Below are 24,461 nucleotides of genomic sequence, written 5' to 3' on the forward strand. Positions count from 1 at the left end.
TTTAGGATGAGCCGCGACGTTGCGTCGCCGCCAGGAGAGTTTGTGCATCGAAGTGGTTTCATAGCTGCCAATACCGCGACCTGGTCGCACGCCGCCGGGCACCTTGCCCGTGCGACGCGCTTTGTACGCTCGCTACGCGTGGCGGGGATGGATCTCCCGCTGCAGACCGCACTGTCGCACGCGTGCGACGGGCAGCCTTGATGGACGGCACCGTGACCCTTCCCCCCGCACCAACTGCAATCCCCCCCCTATCCGCCCTCGACGCCGGCCAGCCCACGCTGCCACCGGAAGCGCCGTTGGCGATGCCCGAACAGAGCCTGCGCGAAGGCAGCCTGCAGGTGCGCCATCAGCGCACCTCGCCGGTCGGCATCGGCGTGCGCCGTTTCTATTTGATCGGCGGCACCTTCGTCACCACCTCCATCGCGGTGTGGGTGATGCTCAGCGTGCTGTGGCCCGACGGCGTCAGCGTGCTGGAGGGCTGCCTGCTTGGCCTGTTCGTGCTGCTGTTCGCGTGGATCGCGATGTCCTTTGCCAGCGCCGTGGCCGGTTTCATCACCGTGGTGGCGCGCGCAGGGCGCAAGCTCGGCATCGACCCCGAACAACCGCTGCCCACGCTGCGCTCGCGTACCGCGTTGTTGATGCCCACCTACAACGAAGACCCGCGCCGCCTGCTGGCCGGCCTGCAGGCGATCTACGAATCGGTGGCCGAAACCGGCCAGCTGGAGCACTTCGACTTCTTCGTGCTCAGCGACACCACCCGCGATCACATCGGGCGTGCCGAAGAACTGGTCTACAACGAGCTGTGCGACCGCGTCGACGGGCATGGCCGCATCTTCTACCGCCGCCGTGCCGACAATGCCGCGCGCAAGGCCGGCAATGTGGCCGACTGGGTGCGCCGCTTCGGCGGCAGCTACCCGCAGATGCTGATCCTGGACGCCGACAGCGTCATGACCGGCGACACCATCGTGCGGCTGGTCGCCGGCATGGAAAACAACCCGGACGTGGGCCTGATCCAGACCCTGCCCGCCGTGGTCAACGGGCAGACGCTGTTTGCGCGCATGCAGCAGTTCGGCGGCCGCGTGTATGGGCCGATCATCGCCTTCGGCGTGGCCTGGTGGCATGGCGCCGAAAGCAATTACTGGGGCCATAACGCCATCATCCGCACCCAGGCGTTCGCCGATCACGCCGGCCTGCCGTCGTTGCGCGGGCGCAAGCCGTTTGGCGGGCACGTGCTCAGCCACGACTTTGTGGAAGCGGCGCTGATGCGCCGCGGCGGCTGGGCCATGCACATGGTGCCGTACCTGCAGGGCAGCTACGAAGAAGGCCCGCCCACGCTCACCGACCTGTTGATCCGCGACCGCCGCTGGTGCCAGGGCAACCTGCAGCATGCCAAAGTGGTGAGCGCCAAGGGCCTGCACTGGATCAGCCGCATGCATATGCTGATCGGCATCGGCCATTACTTCACCGCGCCGATGTGGGGCCTGCTGATGCTGATCGGCATCGGCATTCCGCTGGCCGGCGGCGGCATCGACCTGGCCGGCGACCTGCCGTTCTCGCCTGCGCGCTACTGGCATGGCAGCAGCCAGGGCAATGCAATCTGGATCTTCATCTGCACCATGTTCGTGCTGCTCGCGCCCAAGCTGCTGGGCTATATCGCGTTGCTGCTCAACCCGCGCGAGATGAAGGCCTGCGGTGGCGCCATTCGCGCGCTGCTGAGCATCCTGCTGGAAACCGTGCTGGCCGCGCTGATGGCGCCGGTGGTGATGTACCTGCAGTCGCGCGGCGTGTTCGAAGTGCTGGCCGGCAAGGACTCCGGTTGGGATGCGCAGGTGCGCGACGACGGCAAGCTGTCGTGGCCGGCGCTGTTGCGCAGCTACGGCGGGTTGACCGTGTTCGGCCTGTTCATGGGCGCGGTGGCGTACACCGTCTCGCCGTCGCTGGCCGCCTGGATGGGGCCGGTGATCGTGGGCATGGCGGTGTCGATCCCGGTGGTGGCGCTGACCTCGCTGCGTCGCAGCGGTCTGGCGCTGCGCCGTGCCGGTATTTTCTGCATCCCCGAAGAGCTCGATCCGCCCAAGGTGCTGGTGCGTGCGTCCGAACTGCGCCGCGCCGCCGCGCTGGAACCTTCGCTGATCTGAGCGGCTGGGCCTGCTGGGCCGATTGGATCCAGCGTGCTACGTCGCTGCGCGCCAACCACGCTGTCTCGCTTTTACCGGCGCTGCGCCGGCAGCGTCTGCATTGACGAAGGGCGCGGCCCGCGCAGCACATGGCCACTGCGCGACGGCAAATCGCCGCACGCGATCCGGTGACCGGCGCGTTCGAGCCCACGTGATCGGGGCAGGGCCGGTGCGCAAGGCATAATGCCCGGCCCCCAAGCGGAGCTGGATGATGCTGGAAGTGATCGAACGCGAGACCGGACCCAACCCGCAGTGGACCGTGCTGTGGTTGCATGGCCTGGGCGCCGATGGCAGCGACTTTGCGCCGATGGTGCCGGAATTGGTGCGCCCGCAGTGGCCGGCGCTGCGCTTCGTGTTCCCGCATGCGCCGATCCGCCCGATCACCATCAACAACGGCGTGCGCATGCGTGGCTGGTACGACATCGTCGGCATGGATTTCGCCAGCCGTGCCGACAAGGTCGGCATCGCCGAATCGGTGGCCCAGGTCGAAGCCTTGATCGCCCATGAGCAGGCGCGTGGCACGCCGCCCGAGCGCATCCTGCTGGCCGGCTTCTCGCAAGGCGGCGCAGTGACGTTGGCCGTGGGCCTGCAGCGCAGCGTGCCGCTGGCGGGGTTGATCGCGCTGTCGACCTACCTGCCGGACCCGGCAGCGGCCGCCAGCCAGTTACAGCCGGCTGCCATCCACCAACCGTTGTTCATGGCGCATGGCAGCGCCGACCCGGTGGTGCCGTTCGCCGCCGGCCAGGCCAGCATGCAGGCCCTGCGCACGCTCGGCTTCGCCCTGGAATGGCAGACCTACCCGATGGGCCATCAGGTCTGTCTGGAAGAAATCGAAGCGCTGCGCAACTGGATGCAGGCGCGCTTCACCGCCGCCTGAGCCCATGGCCACCAGCGCCCCGCAGATCACCTGGATGCCGGACCTGTGCCGGCTACCGCGATTGGGCGCCATGCTGGGCTTGGCCGAGCTGGTGGTGCTGGTGGTGACCCTGGTGCCCGATGCCGGCGCCGCGCGCAGCCTTACCTTGTCGCGCTTCGTCTCGGCCAGCGGCCTGGCGCTGTGGCTGGCGCTGGCGGTCACCGTGTTGCTGTGCGTGCTGCGGCCGGGGCTGTCGCGATTGCCGCCCAAGCTGGGTGGGCTGGCCGCGCTGCTGATCGCCGCGCTGGTGGCGATGCTGGGCGCCGGCATCGTGCACGCGCTGTATGCGGTGCTGGAGCAGGCGCCGCTTGGCCCGTTGGTCGGCTTCTGGCGCTTCACCCTGGGCAGCGCGGCTACGGTGGTGCTGATCACCGCGCTGGCGCTGCGCTATTTCTACGTCAGCGACCGCTGGGAAGCGCAGGTGCAGGCCAACGCGCGTGCCGAGGCCGATGCCTTGCAGGCACGCATCCGCCCGCACTTTCTCTTCAACAGCATGAATCTGATTGCCAGCCTGCTGCGGCGCGACCCGGTGGTGGCCGAGCAGGCGGTGCTGGATCTGTCGGATCTGTTTCGCGCAGCGCTCGGCGCCGGCGAAGGCCTGTCCACCCTGCGCGCCGAATGCGAACTGGCCGAGCGCTATCTGGCCATCGAGTCCTTGCGCCTGGGCGAGCGCCTGCAGGTGCGCTGGCACCGGCAGGAGCCGTTGCCGTGGGAGCTGCCGATGCCGCGCCTGGTGCTGCAGCCGCTGGTCGAAAACGCGGTGCTGCACGGGGTCTCGCGCATGCCAGAGGGCGGCACGCTGTATCTGTCGCTGCGTCAGCGCGGCAGCCAGTTGCAGATCCGTATCGTCAACCCGGCCCCGCAACCGGGAACCCAGTTGCCGCTGCTTGCCGGGGCCGGGCATGCGCAAGCCAGCATCTCGCACCGGCTGGCGTTTCAGTTCGGTGCCGGGGCACGGATGGCGGCCAGCTGGGCTGAGGGCTACTATGCCTGCGAGATCACATTGCCGCTGCCGTGACGGGGAGTCACTGCAGCGAGGGGGATGTCCATGACGGCCACGCAAGTGCGGGTGCTGATCGCTGATGACGAGCCACTGGCGCGCGAGCGCCTGCGCATGCTGCTGGGCGAGCATCCGCAGGTCGAGGTGATCGGCGAGGCCGAAAACGGCCAGCAGGTGCTGCAGCAGTGCGAACACCTGCACCCGGATCTGGTGTTGCTGGACATCGCCATGCCCGGCGTCGACGGCCTGGAAACCGCGCGGCTGCTACGTCAGAGCCAGCCGCCACCGGCGGTGGTGTTCTGCACCGCCTACGACCAGCATGCCTTGTCCGCCTTCGACGCCGCCGCGCTGGATTACCTGATGAAACCGGTGCGCCCGGAACGCCTGGCCTCCGCCTTGGAAAAAGTGGCCACGTTCCTGGCCGGGCGCGCACCCGGCGCCGCACCGCGGCCATTGCGCACCCATCTGTGCGCGCGCCTGCGTGGCAGTCTGCGGCTGATCGCCATCGGCGATATCCGCTATCTGCAGGCCGAAGAGAAGTACGTCATCGTCCACCACACCCGTGGCGAGGACTTGATCGAAGAGTCGCTGAAGTCGCTGGAAGACGAATTCGCCGACCGGCTGGTGCGCATCCATCGCAATTGCCTGGTCGCCCGCGACGAACTGGTGGAGCTGCGCCGCAGCGGCGATGGCCAGGTGCACGCCGTGCTGCGCAACGTGCCCCAGACCCTGGAAGTGAGCCGGCGTTGCGTGGCCAGCCTGCGCGATCAACTGCGTCATGTATGAGTTACCGGTCCGGTCCGCGATAATGGCCGGATGACCACGCTCCGCATCGCCACCCGCAAAAGCCCGCTCGCCCTTTGGCAGAGCGAACACGTCGCCGCCGCGCTGCGCCAGCACCATCCCGAATTGGAGGTGGTGCTGGTGCCGATGAGCACCCGCGGCGACGAAGTGCTGGACCGCTCGTTGGCGGCAATCGGCGGCAAGGGCCTGTTTCTGAAGGAATTGGAGCTGGCCATGCTGCGCGGCGAGGCCGATTGCGCGGTGCATTCGCTCAAGGACGTGCCGATGGAACTGGACGATCCGTTCGTGCTGCCGGCGATCCTGGGCCGCGGCGACCCGGCCGATGCGCTGGTGTCCAATCTCTACGCCAGCCTGCAGGCGCTGCCGCTGGGCGCGCGGGTGGGCACCTCGTCGTTGCGGCGTCAGGCGCAGTTGCGTGCCGCGCGCCCGGATCTGGAACTGATCGACCTGCGCGGCAACGTCAACACGCGTCTGGCCAAACTCGACAACGGCGGCTACGACGCCATCGTGCTGGCCTGCGCCGGCCTGCAGCGGCTGGGTTTTGACGCGCGCATCAGTGCGCGGCTTGACGCGCCGGAGTGGTTGCCGGCACCGGCACAGGGCGCGGTAGCAGTGGAATGCCGCGGCGACGATGCGCGCATCCACGCGCTGCTGGCCGTGCTGGATGCGCCCGCCACCCGCGTCTGCGTGGAAGCCGAGCGCGCGATGAATCGCGCGTTGCACGGCAGCTGCCACGTACCGGTGGCCGCGTTCGCCACCTGGGAAGGCGAGGGGCTGTACCTGCAGGGCATGGTCGGCAGCGCCAGCGATGGACGCCTGATCCATGCCGATGCGCACGGCAGCCCCGACGACACCGAAGAATTAGGTCGCCGCGTCGCACAAGGGTTGTTCGACAAGGGTGCCGCACAGCTATTGGCCGAGCTGTAACGCCGACCCGCAGCCGCATCGTAGCCGCCGCACCGTAGGAGCGGCCCAGGCCGCGGGGGCGTTACCTGGAAAGCCCCGTCGCGGCCAGGTCCGCTCCTACGAGAGCGCAGTTGCATAGTCGCCAGCAGCCGCACTGTAGGAGCGGCCCAGGCCGCGAGGGCGTTACCGAGGAAGCCCCGTCGCGGCCAGGTTCGCTCCTACGAGAGCGCAGGTGCGTAGTCGCCGGCAGCCGCCAATCACTGTAGGAGCGGCCCAGGCCGCGAGGGCATTACCGGGAAAGCCCCGTCGCGGCCAGGTCCGCTCCTACGAGAACGCAATTGCGTAATCGCCGGCAGCCGCCCCCTCATCACTGTAGGAGCGGCCCAGGCCGCGAGGGCGTTACCGAGGAAGCCCCGTCGCGGCCAGGTCCGCTCCTACGAGCGCGCAATTGCGTAGTTGCCGCCAGCCGCCGCATCGTAGGAGCGGCCTAGGCCGCGAGGGCATTACCGATAACCCGCCCCACAACCGCCCAATCGTTTACTTGAACGTGTAAACCAGGTTCACCGTGGTCAGCGTGTCGGTCTTCTTGTCGCCGTCGCTGACATCGCTGTTGTGACGCATCTGCCAGGCGGCCTTCAACGCGAAGTGCGAGTTCATGCTCACCTGCACCCCGAAATCGTTCTGCGCGTAGGTGTTGTATTCGCCCGATTCCACCAGCAGCGTGTTGATCAGATCGGTGTTGTCGGTGACGGTGTACTTGAGGTCGAACAGGCCGCGCCCGATCAAGCCAGTCTCGTTGCGGTCTTCGTCGCTGTTATGCGCGCGCCGGATACCCGGGCCGACCTGCGCGTCCAGATAGAACCGGTCGGCGTTGATCAGGCGCGTGCCGTAACCGATACCGAAGGTGGCCAGCCGATCGTAGGTGGCGAAGTCGTCATGTTCGTAGCGGCCGGTGGCGGTGAGCTGGCGGTGCTCGCCCAACTGCAACGCGCTGCCGGCGCTGCCGGTGTAACGCTCGGCGGTGGTCTGGCGCTCGCGTTCGGTACTGCCGTCGTCGTTGGTATTGGTGTACTCCGAGCTCGAACGCAGCGCGGTGGCATCCAGGCTGTGGATCCAGTCGCCGTCGGTGTAGCGCAGGCGCACGCGACCGTTGAGGCTATCGGTGGTGCTGTTGCCATGGGCAGCGGCATAGCCCAGCTCGCCGCTACTGCCGCCCCAAGGGGAGGGCATCAGCGCAGCTGCAGGGTCCACTGGCGTCGGTGCAACTGCCTGGGCCCAGACGGCAGGCGTGATCAATAGCAAAGGCAGCAGGGCAGACAACGGGGCACGGCGGGACATGGGCAGCTCGCTTGAGGGCAGGGCGGGAGGGTGAAAGCGATTTCATGATAACGGACTGTGCGGCACGTCATAACCAAGTGAATGCCGCGCTTCATTGGCGGTTCCGGCGCTGGCCCCGGAGGGTGTGCTGTCGCGTCCGGTCGCGGGCACCGCGCAGGCCTTGCGCGCGGCGTCTTCACAACCGGCGCAACCCGACCAACGTGGAAGGGACTTGTTCTGCACGGGAGTGCATAGCGACGCTCACCCCGCGGCACGAAGAACCGGACATAATCGGGGCATGGACCGCTATGAACGCATCAACTCCCTTCATCGCCTGCTCAAGTCAGCGCGCTACCCGGTCACGGTGGCGCGGCTGCAGGATGAGCTGAGCTGCTCCCGCGCCACCGTGTATCGCGACCTGGCGTTTTTGCGCGACGCGCTGATGGCGCCGGTGGAAGGCGACGGCGAATCGGGCTTTCGCTATCTGTCCGGCGAAAGCGATCGCTTCGAGCTGCCCGGCCTGTGGCTGAGTTCGGAAGAACTGCATGCCCTGCTGGCGTCCCAGCAATTGCTCGCGCGCACCGGCGGCGGGGTGTTGTCATCGATGCTGGCGCCGTTGCAGCAGCGCATCGAAGGGCTGCTGGCGGCGCAGGCCGGCGTCTCGCAATGGCCGGTGGACCGGGTGCGGGTGATCCCGCATCGCGGCCGCAAGCTGGACGAAGCCAGCTTCCGCACCGTGGCCTCCGGTGTGCTGGAGCGCAAGCAACTGAGCTTCGATTACCGCGCGCGTTCTACCGACGAATCGACCAAGCGCACCGTGTCCCCGCAGCGCATCACCCATTACCGCGACAACTGGTACCTGGATGCCTGGGACCATGGCCGCGATGGCGTGCGCAGCTTTGCGGTGGACCGCATCAATCATGCGCGCCTGCTCGATACCGCCCCGCGCGATGTGCCCGACAGCGAGCTGGATGAGCAACTGGCCGCCAGCTACGGCATCTTTTCGGGCGCGCCCAAGGGCTGGGCGACCATTGTGTTCAGCGCCAAGGCCGCGCGCTGGGTGGCCGACGAACACTGGCATTCCAAGCAGCAGGGGCGCTTCTTGCCCGACGGCCGCTACGAGCTCAAATTGCCATACAGCAATTCGCGCGAGCTACTGATGGACGTGCTGCACTACGGCTCGGATGCGGAAATCGTCGAACCCGTCTCGCTGCGCGAGCAGACCAAGGCACTGCTGTCGTTGGCGCTGAGCAATTACGACTGAGCTTGGCCAACCGTTGGGTCGGTTGTGCGTGGGGATGCGGTCCATCACGCCTAACGCCTGAATTAAGCCGACCCGCGAAGCGACGTCGGCTTGAATGAATTGTTAGGCCGACGGTCCGTGAGAAACAAACTGCAAAGGCTCATTTTGCAAGGACCATTCTGGCAGGTAGACGCGTCCGAATGGTGGGGAAAGCAGCATGACGCCTGGCTCCTCGACACCAATGCTCTCCATCTCGGCGGTCGTGAGGACGACTAGCACAACGGTGCCTGGAGTCTGACCATGCTCCAGCAGAACCGAGTCTCCGACTTGGATTGGCGATCCGTCAGCATAAGTGAGCACTGAATCTTTCCATCGAGGCCTAACGCCTGAATTAAGCCGCGTGCCGCAGGCGCGTCGGTTTGAATGAATTGTTAGAACCCATGCTTCACCAGATAGGCTGCTAATTGATTGTTGCCGCCTACTTGTGCGTATTCGCTCGGCAGCTGCCCCTGGTCGTTGCGCAAAGGCTCTGCACCCAATGAGATTAGTAGTGCCGCTGCCTCTTGGTGATCTTGAGCGACAGCCTCCATGAGCGGAGTGAACCCATGCTCGCCACGCTGATTGATGCGAGCGCCTGCACTCAAAAGCAATTGAATGGCTTCGCAGTCGCCCCAAACGGCCGCAACGTGCAACGGATAGTTGTTGAACAGGCCGCGTGTGTTCGCGTCGCCGACTTCAATCTCTGCGAAGTCGGCGACGCTTTCGATCTCTCGAAGCAATTGCGGCAATGTTTTCATGGGATCTAACGCTTATTCGGCACCTCAAACCCAAGGCGGTCCACCTGTTCGCGCAGCTGCGGCACGCGTTTGATTTTGTCGGTGTAGATGGAGTAGTCGTCGCGCATCTTGTTGACCAGCGTGCGGTACTGCTCGCGGCTCATGTCCGGCTTGCGCGAGAAGATCCAGGCCAGGTCGCGGCCGGGGTAGGAAATCAGCATCCACGAGCCATCCGGTGCGATTTCCAGGATGCGCTGCTTGGCCGGGATCACCTTGTAGAACCACACTCGCCAGTCGCGGTTGCCGCTTTCCGCATCCACCGACGCGCGCGCGCTCACTTCCTTTTCCGGCTCGCCGAAACCATCGCGATACAGATAGCGCACCGTCACCTTGCCGTCTTCGTCCAGGGTGTACTCGTCGCGGCTGGTCACGTGCCCGCGCTCGACCGGATTGGGCATGCGCGCAATCACGTACCAGGTGCCCATGATCTTTGACAGATCGATCGCCGGCTCGGCGGTGGATGTGTCCTTGGCGTGTGCCACAGGCAGGCCAAGGACGAGCAGAAAAGCGAGGGCGATCGTAACGGTCAGGCGCATCGCAACATCACAAAGGGGCAGTAGGAGCAGCACACTACCGCATGCAGGGGGCAAGTTCGCGTCAACGGTCCGGTCTGGCGTCGTCGACAGCGTCATCGGCAGGAGATCGTTGCTGGCCGGAGCGCGACGGACGTTGGTCTGGCGCGGCCGGTGCGGCGCAAGTCGGTATTGCAGAGGGTTGAACGCCGGCGCGGCTAACTCTCTGCCCTCGCTCCCCAATCCCCAATCCCCAATCTCAAAGCACATCCCGCAGCGCCGGACCCCGCACGGCTCAACCTTTCGCCGGCCAGGTCGCAATCGGTGAGATGGACACAGGCAATTCTGCCGGCCTGTCCTGATTCCTTCTGCCACGGAGTGCCGCCATGTTGCATCGTCCTTCCTCTCGTTCCGAACGTCCCGATCCGCGGGTGCTGCGCCCGGTGCGGCAGATCGCCCTGGCTGGCCTTGCCCTGGTGCTGGTGTGGCCGGCGGCGCGTGGGCACAGCGAGTGGATCGGCTGGCTGCCGCTGTGGCTGGTGGGCATGCCGATGCTGGCCTGGTGGAGCTTGCACCGCTTCGCGCTGCCCACGCTGACCCGACCGGGCGCGCGGCCGGCCTTGCCGCGTCGGCGTGGTCCGCAGGCGCAGCGTCGGCGTGTCGCTTCGCGGACAGCGACACCGGCGCGGGCGGCCTGACCTTCGGCAGGGGAGGCCGGGCAAAGGGCTGTGGTAGGTTTTCCGGCATTGGTTTTTCCGGAAAAATACATGCCCAAGTTCGCCTCGATCTGCCTGGTTGCCGGCCTGATCACCGCTGGCGCCGTCTCTGCAGAGGAAACCGCTGTGTCCAACGACCCCCACGCCTGGCTGGAAGATGTCACCGGCGCCAAGCCGCTGGACTGGGTCAAGGCCCAGAACGCCAAGACCGAAGCCCGCCTGGCCACCACGCCGGCCTTCAAGCAGATGGAAACCAGCATCCGCGAGGTGCTGGACTCGGACGCCAAGATTCCCGGCGTGCAGAAGATCGGCGAGTTCTATTACAACTTCTGGAAGGACAAGCAGCACGAGCGCGGCCTGTGGCGGCGGACCACGCTGGACGAATACCGCAAGGCCTCGCCCAAGTGGGAGACGGTGCTGGACCTGGATGCGCTCAACAAGGCCGAGGGCGAGAACTGGGTCTGGCACGGCGCCGACTGCCTGCGCCCGGACTACCAGCGCTGCCTGATCGCGCTGTCGCGCGGCGGCGCCGATGCCGACGTCACCCGCGAGTTCGATCTGGCCGGCAAGCAGTGGGTCAAGGACGGCTTCTTCCGTCCTGAATCCAAGGGTGGGCTGGGCTGGATCGACCAGGACACCGTCTACGTCTTCACCGATTTCGGTGCCGGCAGCATGACCAGCTCCGGCTACCCGCGCATTGCCAAGCAGTGGAAGCGCGGCACTCCGCTCAGCGCCGCTGCGGTGGTCTACGAAGGCAAGCCGACCGATATGTACATCGCGGCGATGCACGATGACACCCCCGGGTTCGAGCGCGATTTCGTCAGCCGTACGCTGGCCTTCTACAACGACGAGCTGTATCTCAAGGGCGCCGACGGCAAGCTGGTCAAGGTGGATGTGCCCAACTCGGCCAGCAAGTCGGTCAAGCGGCAGTGGCTGACGCTGGAATTGCGCGAGCCGTGGACGGTAGGTGGCAAGACCTACACGGCCGGCTCGCTGCTGGCCACGCGTTTTGACGATTTCATGGCCGGCAAGCGCAGCTTCGATGTGCTGTTCGAACCCACCGACACCACCTCGCTGGCCGGCGTGGCATGGACCAAGTCGCACCTGGTGTTGAACGTGCTGGAAGACGTCAAGAATCGGCTCAGCGTCATCACCCCAGCGCAGGACGGTTGGAAAAAGAGTGCGTTTGTCGGTGCGCCTGCATTCGGCACGGTCGATGTCAGCGCCGTGGACAGCGACGACAGCGACGCACTGTGGCTGACCGTCACCGATTACCTGACGCCCACCACACTGGCCTGGGTCGAGGTGGGCAGCGCGCCGCAGCCGCTCAAGACCATGCCGGCGTTTTTCGATGCCGGCAAGGACAGCATCGAGCAGCACTTTGTCACCAGCAAGGACGGCACCCGCGTGCCGTATTTCCTGGTGCGCCCCAAGAACCTCAAGCTCGATGGCAGCGCGCCGACGCTGCTATATGGCTACGGCGGGTTTGAAATCTCGATGACGCCGAACTATTCCGGCGCGTTGGGCCGCGCCTGGTTGGACAAGGGCGGCGTCTACGTGGTGGCCAACATCCGTGGCGGTGGTGAGTACGGCCCGCGCTGGCACCAGGCCGCGCTCAAGCAGAACCGCCACAAGGCCTACGAAGACATGGCCGCAGTGGCCAAGGACCTGGTCGCGCGCAAGATCACCTCCACCAAGCACCTGGGTGTGCAGGGCGGCAGTAACGGCGGCTTGATGACCGGCAACATGCTCACCCAGTACCCGGAGCTGTTCGGTGCGGTGGTGGTGCAGGTGCCGCTGCTGGACATGAAGCGCTATAGCCATCTGTTGGCGGGCGCCTCGTGGATGGCCGAATACGGCAACCCGGATACCGACGACTGGAAATTCATCCAGACCTTCTCGCCGTATCACCTGTTCGACCCGAAGAAGACCTACCCGCCGGTGATCTTCCTGACCTCCACGCGCGACGACCGCGTGCACCCGGGCCACGCACGCAAGATGGCAGCCAAGATGATCGAGGCCGGCAAGGACGTCACCTACTACGAGAACATCGAAGGCGGCCACGGCGGCGCGGCCAATAACGCGCAGGCAGCGCACATGTCGGCACTGGCGTATAGCTTCCTGTGGGAGCGGTTGGCCGACTGACGCAGCGTGACGGTTGGTAGTGCGCGCTTTGGATACAAGCCCTTCTCCCCTCGGGAGAAGGTGCCCGAAGGGCGGATGAGGGTACGCTTGCGCGCTGAGCCGACGCTTGTCCGATGAGCGATGGCGTATGCCAAAGAATCAAGCAAGTGCAAGGCTTCCGCACCTTGCAGCGCGGGTTACTTTTGTTTCGGCAAAAGTAACCGAAACCATGTCGCCTGACGCGATCCGGAGCGATACCTGTGCTTGACTCGCTTTAAGGCGAGGAAAGTCACAAGCAATAGCGCGTGCAACAACAGCAAGTGCACAGCAGAAATGCATGAGCACAGCTACAACAGCGCTAGCTTTAGCCTAAACAGCAGCTGCAACAATTGCAGCAACCGCAACAGACGTCGTGCTTGGAAAGGCTTTTTACGTGGTGTCTATTGCATGCGTTGCGTCGCAGGGTTCGCTTCAAGTGCGAGCACCGCACTTGCTCGATCTGCGGTCACAAGCGTTGTAACCCACGCGCAATACGCTCCACTGCCTGTTCCAGCCGCGGCAGACTTTGGGTGTAGGCGATGCGCACGTGTTGATTGGCGCGGTGGAAGCCGAAATCGATGCCGGGGGTAAAGGCGACGTGCTCGGTTTCCAGGAAATGCGCGCAGAACGCTTGGGCGTTATCCGAAAACGCGCTGATGTCGGCGTAGAGATAGAACGCGCCTTGCGGTTCGACGGCGATGTCGAAGCCAAGCTGGCGTAGCGCGGGCAGCAGATAGTCGCGGCGTTGCTGGAACTCGACGCGACGCGCTTCGAAGATGGCGATGCTCTCTGGCGTGAAACATGCAAGCGCCGCGTGCTGTGCGATGGTCGAGGCGCTGATGTAGAGATTTTGCGCGAGTTTTTCCAGCTCGGGCACTGCGTCGGGCGGGGCGATCAGCCAGCCCAGGCGCCAGCCGGTCATGCCGAAGTACTTGGAAAAACTGTTCAAGACGAACGCGCTGTCATCGACTTCCAGCACGCTATGCGCGTCCAGGCCATAGGTCAGGCCGTGGTAGATCTCGTCCACCACCAGATGCCCGCCGCGCGCACGCAGGGTCTGCGATAACGCGGCCAGTTGCGCGCGCGACAGCACGCTGCCGGTGGGGTTGGCCGGCGACGCCACCAAGGCGCCAACGCTGTCGGCGTTCCAGCGCGCGTCCACCAGTGCCGGGGTCAGTTGGTAGTCGGTGTCCGGCCCGACCGGCACCAGCTGTGCGGCACCTTCGACCAGGCGCAGGAAGTGCCGGTTGCATGGATACCCCGGGTCGGCGAGCAGCCAATGTTTGCCCGGGTCCACCAGCAGGCTGCTGACCAACAGCAGCGCGCCCGAGCCACCCGGCGTGACCAGAATCCGCTCCGGGTCGACGCTGCGGCCATAGCGTTGCGCGTAAAACCCGGCAATCGCCTCGCGCAGTGCGGGCAGCCCGCGTGCGGCGGTGTAGCGGGTATGGCCGGCGGCCAATGCGGCCTGCCCGGCGGCCACGATCGGCGCGGCAGTGGTGAAATCGGGCTCGCCGATTTCCAGGTGGATCACATCGTGACCGGCCTGTTCGAGCGCATTGGCGCGGGCCAGCAGCGACATCACATGGAACGGCGCGATGTCCTGGCTGCGGCGGCTGTAGCCCGACGCGGGCGAAAGCAAGGAGTCCATTACGAAGATGATAGACCAGCATGACCTAGGACACATGACGCCTGGCGGCGGGCTCTTCCACACTCGGTGGCTGGGATGGCATTGCGTTCATCCAACGGACCCCAATCTGATGAAGCCTGTCCTGACCTTGTTGATCGCCAGCCTGATGACCACATCCGCTCCCTCTTTTGCCGCTCCCCCGTCGCCGCCAGACGTCGCCAAGCACCCGCATGTGGTCAAAGCGCCGTTTGGCGCCACCCGCAACGACGACTACTACTGGTTGCGCGACGACAAGCGCGAAGACAAGGCGATGCTGGCCTATCTCAACGCCGAGAACGCCTACACCGACCAGGTGATGGCGCCGCTCAAGCCGTTGGAAGACACGCTTTACAACGAGATCGTCGGGCGCATCAAGCAGGACGATGCCAGCGTGCCGTATCGCAAACGCGGCTATTGGTATTACACCCGCTTCGAAGCCGGCAAGGATTACCCGATCCAGGCGCGTCGCAAGGGCAGCATGGAGGCGCCGGAAGAAATCCTGCTGGACGTCAACCAGATGGCGCAGGACAAGGGTTACTTCAACGTGGGCGAGGCGGAGGTCAGTCAGGACAACCGCATTCTTGCCTGGGCCGACGATGCCATCGGCCGCCGTCAATACACGATCCGCTTCAAGAACCTGGACACTGGCGAGATCTATCCGGACACCGTGGAGGGCGTCTCCCCGAGCGTGGTCTGGGCCGACGACAACAAAACGGTGTTCTACATCGAAAACGACCCGGAAACGCTGCTCACCGTGCGCGTCAAAAAGCACGTCCTGGGTACTGCGTCCAAGGACGACGTGCTGGTCTACGAAGAGAAGGACGACAGCTTCTACATGGGCATGGGGCGTACCCGTGATGACAAGTACATCGTCATCGGCGTGGAAAGCACGGTGTCGTCGGAGACGCGGTATGCGCTGGCCGCCAAGCCGGACAGCTTCAAGCTGCTGGCCAAGCGCGAGCGCGACGTGGAGTACAGCGTGGAACATTTCGATGGGCGTTGGGTGATCCGCACCAATGCCGATGGCGCCGAGAACTTCAAGCTGGTGACTGCGCCCACCGATGCCACCACGCGCAAGCAGTGGACCGACTGGGTGGCGCACGACGACAACGTCTACATCGAAAACTTCGAGATGTTCGATGGATTCACTGCCATCGAAGAGCGCTCCGGTGGGCTGGAGCGCGTTCGCCTGCTCAAGCGCGATGGCAGCCACGAGTACGTCAAGGCCGACGAGCCGGCGTATTCGATGGGCTTGTCGACCAATTCCGAACCGGATACCGCGTGGCTACGCTATAGCTACACCTCGTTGACCACACCGGCGACCACCTACGAACTCAACACCCAGACCGGCGAGCGCAAGTTGCTCAAGCAGCAGCCGGTGATCGGTTACGAGGCGAGCAAGTATGTGACCGAACGTGTCTGGGTCACGGCCCGCGACGGCGTCAAGGTGCCGGTGTCGTTGGTCTACAAGAAAGGCTTCAAGAAAGACGGCACTGCCGCGTTGTTCCAATACGCGTACGGCAGCTACGGCATGTCGATGGACCCGGCCTTCAATCTGTCGGCGATCAGCCTGATGGACCGTGGCGTGGTGTACGCCATCGCGCACATCCGCGGCGGCCAGGAACTGGGTCGCAAGTGGTACGACGACGGCAAGCTGCTGCACAAGAAGAACACCTTCAACGATTTCGTCGACGTCAGCCGCGGCCTGGTCGCGCAGGGCTACGCCGCGAAAGACCGAGTGGCGGCGTCCGGCGGCAGCGCAGGTGGCTTGTTGATGGGTGCAGTGGCCAACATGGCGCCGCAGGACTATCGCGTGCTGGTGGCGCAGGTGCCATTCGTCGATGTGGTCACCACCATGCTGGACGCCAGCATTCCGTTGACCACCAACGAATACGACGAGTGGGGCAACCCGGAAACCAAGGATTACTACGACTACATGCTGTCGTATTCGCCGTACGACAACGTGCGCAAGCAGGCCTACCCGGCGATGTTTGTCGGCACCGGTCTGTGGGATTCGCAGGTGCAGTATTGGGAGCCGGCCAAGTGGGTGGCCAAGCTGCGCGACGACAACACCGGCAAGGCCCCGATCGTGTTCCGTACCAACATGGAAGCCGGGCATGGCGGCAAGTCCGGCCGTTTCCGCCGTTACCGCGAGTTGGCGGAGTCGTACGCGTTTGTGCTGGATCAGTTGGGTGTGAAGTAGCTGAGGGGCAGGGATTGGGGAGTCGGGAGTTGGGATTCGGCAAAGCGGATGACTGAGGGGTTTGGTGGTTGGTGCAGTGCGTTGGGGTGGGGCGGTTGGTTTCCATTCTCCGTGCTGTGCTTCTGCCTTCTGACCTTCTGACCTTCTGACCTTCTGCTTCCCGTCTTCTGTCTTCCGTCTTCCACCGTTGCTTCCGCTAGGGTTCGTTGCTGTCGCTCTTGCTCCCCGGTCGTTTGAAAGCAAGCTGAGCACCGCAGGCACGCTTGGCCGAACAGTCGGCCTTTTCTGGGTGCAGCGAGTTTGGCGTCGTGCCTCGCCTGGCGCGGCTCCCGGGGAACGGTGCAGCTGTGTCACCGACGCCTCTGACGCACCCGCAGTGCTGCACTAACAACGCGCAGTCCAGACCACCTCACCCCGCTCTGGTCGTATCATTTGCGCATGACGCGACCGAACCGATTTCGCTGGGCCTGGTGGTTGCTGGCGTATGCCAGCCTGGCGACCGGCATTGTCGGAATCTTTGTGCCGGGGTTGCCGACCACCGTGTTCATCCTGATCTCGGCCTGGGCGGCGTCGCGAGGCTCCGAGCGCTTGCATGGGTGGCTGCTGTCGCATCCGCGCTTCGGGCCGGCGATCGTGGAGTGGCAGACCTATCGGGCGGTCAGTCGCAAGGCCAAGTGGATGGCGACGCTGACGATGACCATCTGCGCCGGCATCATGCTGTGGTGCGTGCCGGTGTTCTGGGTGAAATGCCTGTCGATCGGCAGCATGGCGGTGGTGGCGATCTGGTTGTGGCTGCGTCCGGAGCCGCCGCCGCGCGCGCTGCAAGCGCCGCACTGAGCGCACGGCAGTCAGGGTGTTCTGGCTATACTTCGCTCCATGAGCATCATGTCCCGACCTTCCGTTCGTCTCGCACTGGTTGGTGCGACCTTTGTCCTGCTTGCCGCCTGCGGCAACAAGGGCCCGCTGGTGATGCCGCAAAAGCCGGTGCCGGTGGAAGCCCAGCCCGTGCCGCAGCCGGATGCGCCGCAACCGTTGGATGAGTCCACGCCTGCGCCTGCGCCGGTGGAGACCGACACCAAGCCCGCATCCACTACCGACCAGCCCGCTAGCAGCGGCAATGAGCGCTGACGGTCGCAGCGAGCGCCTGCCTTTCACCAAAATGCATGGCGCCGGCAACGATTTCGTAGTGCTGGACCTGCGCAACGGCATGCCCCCACCGGACGCGGCGCTGGCAGCACGTCTGGCCGACCGCCACTTCGGGGTCGGTTGCGATCAGATCCTGACCATCGAGTCCCCGCGCAGCGAAGGCGCCGTGGCGGCCTATGGCATCTGGAATTCCGATGGCTCGGCCGCGCGTCAATGCGGCAACGGCGCACGCTGCGTCGCCGCCTGGCTGGTGCGCGATGGAACCGCGCAGGGCGAGCGCTTCATCATCGACAGCCCGGTCACCGCACATGCGGTGGAACACGTGGATGCAGGAACCTATTCGGTGGCCATGGGCGTGCCGCAGTTCGAGCCCACGCAAATTCCGCTGGCCGGGTTTGCACATGCGCGTGACGAATACGCACTGCCCGTGCATGGCGAGACGGTGCGCTTTGGCGCAGTGTCGATGGGTAACCCGCATGCCGTGCTGGAGGTGGCCCGTGTCGACGCCGCCCCGGTGGAGCGTGTGGGTACCTTGCTGCAACAAAATGCGGCCTTCCCCAATTCGGTCAATGTGGGGTTTGCGCAAGTCGTTGACCCCACGCATGTGCGTTTGCGCGTATTCGAGCGCGGTGTCGGCGAAACGCTGGCCTGCGGCAGCGGTGCGTGCGCGGCTGCGGTGGTGCTGATGCAGCGCGGCCGCGTCGAGCGCGACGTACGCGTGTCGTTGCCCGGCGGCGAGTTGCGGATTCGCTGGCCCGCCGATGCACAGGACGTGGTGATGTCTGGTCCTGCGGTGTTCGTCTTCGATGGAGAGTGGAACTGATGAGCGACAACACGGACAAGTTCGGTGCCCACGAGGTCGCAACGTGGTTGCGTCGCCATCCCACCTTTCTCAAACAATTCCCCGATCTGGCGGTGAGCCTGTTGGTGCCGCGCGACGACGGCCCCACCGCGTCGCTGGCGACCTATCAGCTGGAAGTGTTGCGCGACAAGAACCGCGAGTTGTCACGGCGGCTGCACGAGCTGGGCAGCAATGCGCAGGTCAATGAACGGCTGGCGGTGCGCACCCATCAACTCACGCTGGCATTGATGCGCCAGACCACCGTTGCCGACACGCTCAAGGCGATGGCCGCCTCGTTGGCGGAAGATTTCAACGGTGAGCTGGTACGGCTGGTATTGCTCGCACCGGTCGCCGGGCTGGAAGCCGACTGGCTGCAGGTGATTGCCGCCGACGATGCGCGCCTGGCCCCGTTCCGCGATTGCTTGAGCGATGGCGAGCCGATCTGCGGCCGGCTGCAGGCTGAAAAACATGCACTGCTGTACGCCGACCAGGCGGACGTTGTGCAGTCGACGGCGTTGCTGCCATTGCCGGGGATTGGCTTGATTGCGGTCGGCAGCAGCGATGCCAACCGGTTTTATCCGGGCATGGGCACCTTGTTCCTGCGCATGATGGGCGAATCGCTCGGCGTGGCGCTGCAGCGTTTCGCAGCGTGATGATGGCGGCAGGCCATGCAGTACGCGGCCTGCTGTGCACCGCAGTGTGGATGCCACCGCAGCAGGACAGCTGAGATGTCCTCGGTCGAAGACTTTCTGGCATATCTGCAGGTCGAACGTCAGGTGTCGGCGCACACGCTGGATGCGTATCGACGCGATCTTGCCGCGCTGCTGAGCTGGGCGGCCGAGCAGAAGGATGCTGCGGGTGTTGCGACTGCGCTGGATGTCGCTCAGCTGGATAGCGCGCAGCTGCGCCAGTTCGTCGCGTCGGAACACCGGCGCGGGCTGTCGGCCAAGAGCCTGCAGCGGCGCTTGTCTGCATGCCGCAGCTACTACGCCTGGTTGCTCAAGCACGGCCGTATCGCCGCCAGCCCCGCGGCGTCGTTGCGTGCGCCCAAGGCCCCGCGCAAGCTGCCGCAGGTGCTAGACGCCGATGAAGCCGTGCGCCTGGTCGAGGTGCCGACCGATGCGCCGCTGGGGTTGCGCGATCGCGCATTGCTGGAACTGTTCTATTCGTCGGGGCTGCGCTTGAGCGAGCTCTGCGCGCTGCGCTGGCGCGATCTGGATCTGGCCAGCGGCTTGGTGATGGTGCTGGGCAAGGGCGGCAAACAGCGTCTGGTGCCAGTGGGCTCGCATGCCATTGCAGCCTTGCGCGAATGGCAGCGCGACAGTGGCGGGCGTGCGGAAACGCATGTCTTCCCCGGGCGTGCCGGCGGTGCGATTTCGCAGCGTGCGGTGCAGATCCGCATCAAGCAATTGGCGGTGCGCCAAGGCATGTTCAAGGACGTGCACCCGCACATGCTGCGTCACAGTTTTGCCAGCCATATCCTGGAATCGTCCGGCGACCTGCGTGGCGTGCAGGAATTGCTTGGTCACTCGGACATCGCCACCACGCAAATCTACACGCACCTGGATTTCCAGCATCTGGCCAAGGTCTACGACGCCGCGCATCCGCGTGCCAAGCGCAAGAAGGTTGCCGAGTGAGCGTGTGCGTGAGCGATGTAATCAGCGTGATTGCATGATTTTCTGGCTGATGTAATCGAGGTAGTGGTGCTGCTGGTCCAGCCATTGCAGCTGATGAAGCGAGTGCAGTGGAGCCCTTGCAGCTGGTAAAGCCATTGCAGCTGATAAGGTCATTGCAGCTGATGAGGCCATTGCAGCTGCAATGGTCATTGCAGTTGATAAAGCCACTACAGTCGATAAAGCCAGTACAGCGCTAAGGCGCTGGTTGCCTAGATGGCAAGTAACTCGTGGGAATGCGGCTCTAGCCCCTCTCCCCTCGGGAGAGGGGTTGGGGTGAGGGTTCCTGTGCAGATGCTGCTGGGCGTCTTGGGAAGGGTATTGGAGAGCGTCAGAGTTCGCGGGCGCCCCAGTGAGCTTTCAAAAGCGGCGTGTGAGGTAACCGCGGTTAAACACGGCGAGATTTCATAGGCGGCTGCGAGAAATACCGGTGCTCCGAGACATTCCTGCATGCAGAGCGTGTTGACGCTGCGGCGTGCAATCAACGGCGGCGGCCGTACCCTCACCCCAACCCCTCTCCCGACGGGAGAGGGGCTAAGGCGGGTGGCGTCCGATCACCAGGTTGTGCGGTGATCGGTGTATCCCGCTCGTATCGTGTGCGCACTTCCCACTTCCCACTTCGCACTTCGCACCTTGCACTACGTACCTTGTTCCTCGCTCGCTCGCTCGCCTGTTCGACCGTTCGACCGTTCGACCGTTCGCCCGTTCGCCCGTTCGCCCAACGGCCCAATGACCAACTCCTCTCTGCACAACTCTCATCGCTGCGTCCCATCGTCGCAGTGCGCTTGAACCCGGCAGGGGCGTCCCCACCTCTTTGGAAACCCCCGGAGGACCCATGGACCCCAGCCAGAATCCCAACATCGTTCACGCCACCACCATCATTTCGGTTCGACGTGGTGGGCATGTCGCCGTCGCGGGCGATGGCCAGGTGACGCTCGGCCACACCGTCATGAAGGGCAACGCGCGCAAGGTACGCCGGCTCGGTCGCGAGGGTCAGGTGCTGGCCGGGTTTGCCGGTGCTGCGGCCGATGCGTTTACGCTGTTCGAATTGTTCGAAGCCAAGCTCGACAAGCATGGGCAGTTGACCCGCGCCGCGGTGGAACTGGCCAAGGATTGGCGCACCGAGCGCCGCCTGGGCAAGCTCGAAGCATTGCTGGCGGTGGCCGATAAAGAGACCTCGCTGATCATCAGCGGCACCGGCGATGTGATCGAGCCGGAAGACGGCATCATCGCGATCGGTTCCGGCGGCTCCTACGCCTTGTCGGCTGCACGCGCGCTGCTGGCGCACACCGAACTGGATGCCAAGACCATCGCCACCGAGGCGATCAATATCGCTGGCGATATCTGCATCTATACCAATCGCAACGTGGTGGTCGAAGAGCTGTGAATCGGGAGTGGGGAATCGGGAATCGCAACAGCGGTTTCGTCTCCACTCCAACGACATAGGCTGCTGATTTTTGCTCCCACGATTCCCCATTCCCAATTCTCGATTCCCCAATGCCAAATCCCGATAGCTCAACCATGACTCCGCGCGAAATCGTGCAGGAGCTCGACCGTCATATCGTTGGCCAGCACGACGCCAAGCGCGCGGTCGCCATTGCGCTGCGCAACCGCTGGCGGCGCATGCAGTTGCCCGAAGAACTGCGCAACGAAGTGATGCCCAAGAACATCCTGATGATCGGCCCCACCGGCGTCGGCAAGACCGAGATCGCGCGACGTCTGGCAACCTTGGCCAACGCGCCGTTCGTCAAGGTGGAAGCCACGCGCTTTACCGAAGTGGGCTACGTCGGCAAGGACGTGGAGCAGATCATTCGCGATCTGGCCGACACCTCGGTCAAGTTGTATCGCGAGCAGGCCAAGGTGCGCGTGCGCAACCAGGCCGAAGAGCGTGCCGAAGATCGCATCCTGGATGCGCTGCTGCCGCGCCGCGCGGCCGGCATCGGATTCGATCCGGAAGCCGCACGCAACGAGCCCTCGTCGCAAGAGAACGAAACCCGCATCAAGTTCCGCCGCATGCTGCGCAATGGCGAGCTGGACGAGCGGGAAATTGAATTGGATGTCGCGATCAACGCCAGTATGGACATCATGACCCCGCCGGGCATGGAAGAAATGGGCCAGCAGCTGCGCCAGATGTTTTCCAATCTGGGTAGTGGCAAGTCGCAAAAGCGCAAGCTCACCATCAAGGCGGCGCGCCCGCTGTTGATCGAAGAAGAAGCCGGCAAGCTGGTCAACGAAGACGACGTGCGTGCAGCGGCGATCGAAGCCTGTGAGCAGCACGGTATCGTGTTCATCGATGAGATCGACAAGGTCGCCAAGCGCGGCGAAGCCGGCTCCAATGGCGGCGATGTGAGTCGCGAAGGCGTGCAGCGCGATCTGCTGCCGTTGGTGGAAGGTTCCAACGTGTCGACCAAGTACGGCACGGTCAAGACCGACCATATCCTGTTCATCGCTTCCGGCGCGTTTCATCTGGCAAAGCCCAGCGATCTGATTCCGGAGTTGCAGGGGCGCTTCCCGATCCGGGTGGAATTGACCGCGCTGACCAAGGCCGATTTCGTGCGCATTCTCACCGAGCCCAAGGCCGCGCTGATCAAGCAGTACGAAGCCTTGTTGCAGACCGAAGGCGTCACGCTGACCTTCGGTGCGGACGCTGTTGACCGCCTGGCCGAGATTGCGGCGCAGGTCAACGAGCGCCAGGAAAACATCGGCGCGCGCCGTCTGCACACCGTGCTTGAGCGGCTGCTCGATGTGCTGAGTTACGAAGCGCCGGACCGCGACGGGCAGAGCGTGACTGTCGATGCGGCGTATGTCGATGCACAGCTCGGCGAACTGGTGCAGGATCCGGATCTGAGTCGCTACATCCTCTGATCGCAGCGCACGGCAAGCTGCGCGCTGGATGGAACGCACCAAATGGAAAAGACCCGCCAGTTGGCGGGTCTTTTGTTTCTGGCAGTGCACCGAGATCAACGTACGCCTTGGCGCTGGTTGGCGCGATAACGACGGATCAACGCAGCGCCCAGGTGCGCTTCGGCATGACAGCTGGATTGCCCACTGCCTGTCACCGCGTGCCGCCGCGCAATCGATTGGCCGGTGCGCTCAGTCCTCGCCGATGTCCTCGTTCCACACATCAGGGTTGGCGGAAATATAGCCGCCCAGCAGGTCGATGCATTCCTGGCTTTGCAGGTCGATGACGTTGACGCCGTGCTCGCGCAGCCAGGCGATGCCACCCTGGAAGGTGACCGATTCGCCCACCACCACGGTGCCGATGTTGAACTGGCGCACCAGCCCGCTGCAGTACCAGCACGGCGCCAGCGTGGTGACCATGATGGTGTCCTTGTAGCGGCGCTGACGGCCGGCCTTGCGAAAGGCATCGGTTTCGCCATGCACCGACGGGTCGTTTTCCTGCACGCGACGATTGTGGCCGCAGCCGAGCAGGCGCCCGTCGTTGTGATACAGCGCCGCACCAATCGGGATGCCGCCTTCGGCCAGGCCCTGGCGGGCTTCGGTAATGGCGGTGTCGAGCAATGCGCGGTAGTCGGGGGTGGTGATCATGCGGACTCCAAAGTGGCCGCGCCGGCAGGGCGCAGCATGTCGAGATGCGGGATGCCGTCTTCCAGATACGGCGCGGACGATGGCGCGAAGCCATGCGCAGCGTAGAACGGTTGCAGGTGCGCTTGCGCACCGAGTTGAATCGCGCTGCCCGGCCAGTGCGTGTGCACCAAGCGGATGCCTTCGCGCAACAGCGCATGGGCCAACCCGGTGCCGCGATACGCGGCAGCGACCACCACACGGCCGATGCTGGGTTCGGCATAACGCAGGCCCGGCGGTAGCACGCGCAGGTAGGCCGCCAACGCAGTGGTGTGGGTGGTGCCCAGCACATGCAGCACGCCGGGATCGGTGTCCTTGCCATCCAGTTCCGGGTAAGCGCATTGCTGCTCCACCACAAACACATCCGTGCGCAGTTGCAGCAGCGCGTACAACTGCATCGTGCTCAGCTGCGTAAAGCGCAGTTGCTGCCAGTGCAAGGGATGCGTTGGTGTAGAGGGCATCGGCGCATGATAGCGGCATCGCCTGCGCGCGGCAGACAGAGAAGCGCTAGGCGTACGAGAAGCACACCTGGCGAATTGGGGCATCAGCGCTGAGGCACAAAAGGACCGTCCTCGATGTTGTCCGCGTCTGCCGCCCAGGTCGCGTGGAGCGCCGAAAAACTTAGCGTGCAGTCGTCAGCTAGGGGTAGACGGCGCACTCGGAACCGCAATGTACGAGTAGTCCCTGCCGCACCGAGCACGTGCCGCGCCCGCTGGCAGGTTGCGCAGACACTCTGCTGGCCGCTTTTGGCGCG

22 protein-coding genes and 1 other RNA gene are annotated in these 24,461 nt (G+C 64.6%); 16 read left to right on the forward strand and 7 right to left on the reverse strand.

Annotated features, from left to right (window positions below; translation table 11 throughout):
* The first annotated feature begins 200 nt into the window (after nucleotides 1-200).
* From mdoH to hemC, 5 genes are all read left to right on the forward strand, one after another.
* A complete protein-coding gene (gene mdoH, locus ACZZ0O_RS09400; protein ID WP_055850522.1) occupies nucleotides 201-2,138 on the forward strand; it encodes a glucans biosynthesis glucosyltransferase MdoH in 1,938 nt (645 codons plus the stop codon).
* Nucleotides 2,139-2,385: 247 nt separating this feature from the next.
* The gene (locus tag ACZZ0O_RS09405; RefSeq protein WP_463590626.1) at nucleotides 2,386-3,054 is read left to right on the forward strand and encodes an alpha/beta hydrolase; all 669 of its coding nucleotides are present in this window, start codon (nucleotides 2,386-2,388) and stop codon (nucleotides 3,052-3,054) included.
* Between the two features lie 4 nt (nucleotides 3,055-3,058).
* Entirely contained in the window at nucleotides 3,059-4,111 is a 1,053-nt protein-coding gene (locus tag ACZZ0O_RS09410) for a sensor histidine kinase (RefSeq protein WP_323514363.1), read from the forward strand.
* A gap of 30 nt (nucleotides 4,112-4,141) precedes the next feature.
* Nucleotides 4,142-4,879: a LytR/AlgR family response regulator transcription factor gene (locus ACZZ0O_RS09415; RefSeq protein ID WP_161961577.1), complete on the forward strand. Its 738-nt coding sequence runs from the start codon at nucleotides 4,142-4,144 to the stop codon at nucleotides 4,877-4,879.
* A 30-nt stretch (nucleotides 4,880-4,909) separates the two neighbouring features.
* Nucleotides 4,910-5,824: a hydroxymethylbilane synthase gene (gene hemC, locus ACZZ0O_RS09420; protein ID WP_463590627.1), complete on the forward strand. Its 915-nt coding sequence runs from the start codon at nucleotides 4,910-4,912 to the stop codon at nucleotides 5,822-5,824.
* 516 nt (nucleotides 5,825-6,340) lie between these two features.
* Here hemC and ACZZ0O_RS09425 read toward each other — a convergent pair.
* A complete protein-coding gene (locus ACZZ0O_RS09425) occupies nucleotides 6,341-7,141 on the reverse strand; it encodes a DUF481 domain-containing protein (RefSeq protein WP_055850532.1) in 801 nt (266 codons plus the stop codon).
* A 277-nt stretch (nucleotides 7,142-7,418) separates the two neighbouring features.
* On the opposite strand from ACZZ0O_RS09425, the gene ACZZ0O_RS09430 reads away from it, so the two are divergent.
* Nucleotides 7,419-8,384, forward strand: coding sequence for a helix-turn-helix transcriptional regulator (locus tag ACZZ0O_RS09430; protein ID WP_104617524.1), 966 nt, complete (start codon nucleotides 7,419-7,421; stop codon nucleotides 8,382-8,384).
* A 410-nt stretch (nucleotides 8,385-8,794) separates the two neighbouring features.
* On the opposite strand, the gene ACZZ0O_RS09435 is transcribed toward ACZZ0O_RS09430, so the two are convergent.
* Nucleotides 8,795-9,160, reverse strand: a complete 366-nt coding sequence (locus tag ACZZ0O_RS09435) for an ankyrin repeat domain-containing protein (protein WP_463590628.1) — start codon at nucleotides 9,158-9,160, stop codon at nucleotides 8,795-8,797.
* A 5-nt stretch (nucleotides 9,161-9,165) separates the two neighbouring features.
* Nucleotides 9,166-9,735, reverse strand: a complete 570-nt coding sequence (locus tag ACZZ0O_RS09440) for a lipocalin family protein (RefSeq protein WP_104617564.1) — start codon at nucleotides 9,733-9,735, stop codon at nucleotides 9,166-9,168.
* Nucleotides 9,736-10,097: 362 nt separating this feature from the next.
* On the opposite strand from ACZZ0O_RS09440, the gene ACZZ0O_RS09445 reads away from it, so the two are divergent.
* Both ACZZ0O_RS09445 and ACZZ0O_RS09450 read left to right on the forward strand, forming a co-directional pair.
* Nucleotides 10,098-10,409, forward strand: coding sequence for a hypothetical protein (locus ACZZ0O_RS09445; protein WP_463590629.1), 312 nt, complete (start codon nucleotides 10,098-10,100; stop codon nucleotides 10,407-10,409).
* Nucleotides 10,410-10,478: 69 nt separating this feature from the next.
* Nucleotides 10,479-12,572: a prolyl oligopeptidase family serine peptidase gene (locus tag ACZZ0O_RS09450; RefSeq protein ID WP_115527003.1), complete on the forward strand. Its 2,094-nt coding sequence runs from the start codon at nucleotides 10,479-10,481 to the stop codon at nucleotides 12,570-12,572.
* Nucleotides 12,573-13,056: 484 nt separating this feature from the next.
* Here the strand turns inward: ACZZ0O_RS09450 and ACZZ0O_RS09455 are convergent, their stop codons facing one another.
* Nucleotides 13,057-14,241 carry a pyridoxal phosphate-dependent aminotransferase gene (locus ACZZ0O_RS09455; RefSeq protein ID WP_463590630.1) on the reverse strand — a complete coding sequence of 395 codons (1,185 nt, stop codon included), beginning with the start codon at nucleotides 14,239-14,241 and terminating at the stop codon, nucleotides 13,057-13,059.
* A gap of 109 nt (nucleotides 14,242-14,350) precedes the next feature.
* Here ACZZ0O_RS09455 and ACZZ0O_RS09460 point away from each other — a divergent pair, with 109 nt between their 5' ends.
* The 8 genes from ACZZ0O_RS09460 to hslU all read left to right on the forward strand — a co-directional run bounded on the left by ACZZ0O_RS09460 (nucleotide 14,351) and on the right by hslU (nucleotide 22,987).
* Nucleotides 14,351-16,462, forward strand: a complete 2,112-nt coding sequence (locus tag ACZZ0O_RS09460; RefSeq protein ID WP_463590631.1) for a S9 family peptidase — start codon at nucleotides 14,351-14,353, stop codon at nucleotides 16,460-16,462.
* 438 nt (nucleotides 16,463-16,900) lie between these two features.
* On the forward strand, nucleotides 16,901-17,299 hold the full coding sequence (locus tag ACZZ0O_RS09465) for a YbaN family protein (RefSeq protein ID WP_055850555.1): 399 nt from the start codon (nucleotides 16,901-16,903) through the stop codon (nucleotides 17,297-17,299).
* A 39-nt stretch (nucleotides 17,300-17,338) separates the two neighbouring features.
* Nucleotides 17,339-17,590 (forward strand): LPS translocon maturation chaperone LptM, encoded by a 252-nt coding sequence (gene lptM / locus ACZZ0O_RS09470; protein WP_115512632.1) that lies wholly within the window; start codon nucleotides 17,339-17,341, stop codon nucleotides 17,588-17,590.
* Nucleotides 17,580-18,431 (forward strand): diaminopimelate epimerase, encoded by an 852-nt coding sequence (gene dapF, locus ACZZ0O_RS09475; RefSeq protein WP_463590632.1) that lies wholly within the window; start codon nucleotides 17,580-17,582, stop codon nucleotides 18,429-18,431. Before lptM ends, dapF begins: the two co-directional genes overlap by 11 nt.
* The gene (locus tag ACZZ0O_RS09480; RefSeq protein ID WP_161961578.1) at nucleotides 18,431-19,102 is read left to right on the forward strand and encodes a DUF484 family protein; all 672 of its coding nucleotides are present in this window, start codon (nucleotides 18,431-18,433) and stop codon (nucleotides 19,100-19,102) included. Before dapF ends, ACZZ0O_RS09480 begins: the two co-directional genes overlap by 1 nt.
* 75 nt (nucleotides 19,103-19,177) lie before the next feature.
* Complete coding sequence (gene xerC / locus ACZZ0O_RS09485) at nucleotides 19,178-20,086, forward strand: tyrosine recombinase XerC (protein WP_463590633.1); 909 nt, start codon at nucleotides 19,178-19,180, stop codon at nucleotides 20,084-20,086.
* A gap of 871 nt (nucleotides 20,087-20,957) precedes the next feature.
* On the forward strand, nucleotides 20,958-21,509 hold the full coding sequence (hslV, locus tag ACZZ0O_RS09490; RefSeq protein WP_005997221.1) for an ATP-dependent protease subunit HslV: 552 nt from the start codon (nucleotides 20,958-20,960) through the stop codon (nucleotides 21,507-21,509).
* Between the two features lie 110 nt (nucleotides 21,510-21,619).
* Nucleotides 21,620-22,987, forward strand: a complete 1,368-nt coding sequence (gene hslU / locus ACZZ0O_RS09495; RefSeq protein WP_055850568.1) for an ATP-dependent protease ATPase subunit HslU — start codon at nucleotides 21,620-21,622, stop codon at nucleotides 22,985-22,987.
* A 228-nt stretch (nucleotides 22,988-23,215) separates the two neighbouring features.
* On the opposite strand, the gene ACZZ0O_RS09500 is transcribed toward hslU, so the two are convergent.
* The 3 genes from ACZZ0O_RS09500 to ACZZ0O_RS09510 all read right to left on the reverse strand — a co-directional run bounded on the left by ACZZ0O_RS09500 (nucleotide 23,216) and on the right by ACZZ0O_RS09510 (nucleotide 24,393).
* The gene (locus ACZZ0O_RS09500) at nucleotides 23,216-23,671 is read right to left on the reverse strand and encodes a nucleoside deaminase (protein ID WP_008571705.1); all 456 of its coding nucleotides are present in this window, start codon (nucleotides 23,669-23,671) and stop codon (nucleotides 23,216-23,218) included.
* Entirely contained in the window at nucleotides 23,668-24,168 is a 501-nt protein-coding gene (locus ACZZ0O_RS09505; RefSeq protein ID WP_115512626.1) for a GNAT family N-acetyltransferase, read from the reverse strand. Before ACZZ0O_RS09505 ends, ACZZ0O_RS09500 begins: the two co-directional genes overlap by 4 nt.
* A gap of 149 nt (nucleotides 24,169-24,317) precedes the next feature.
* Nucleotides 24,318-24,393: non-coding RNA, sX9 sRNA (locus ACZZ0O_RS09510), on the reverse strand.
* Nucleotides 24,394-24,461: the final 68 nt, after the last annotated feature.

Source organism: Xanthomonas sp. AC360 (genome assembly GCF_979258225.1).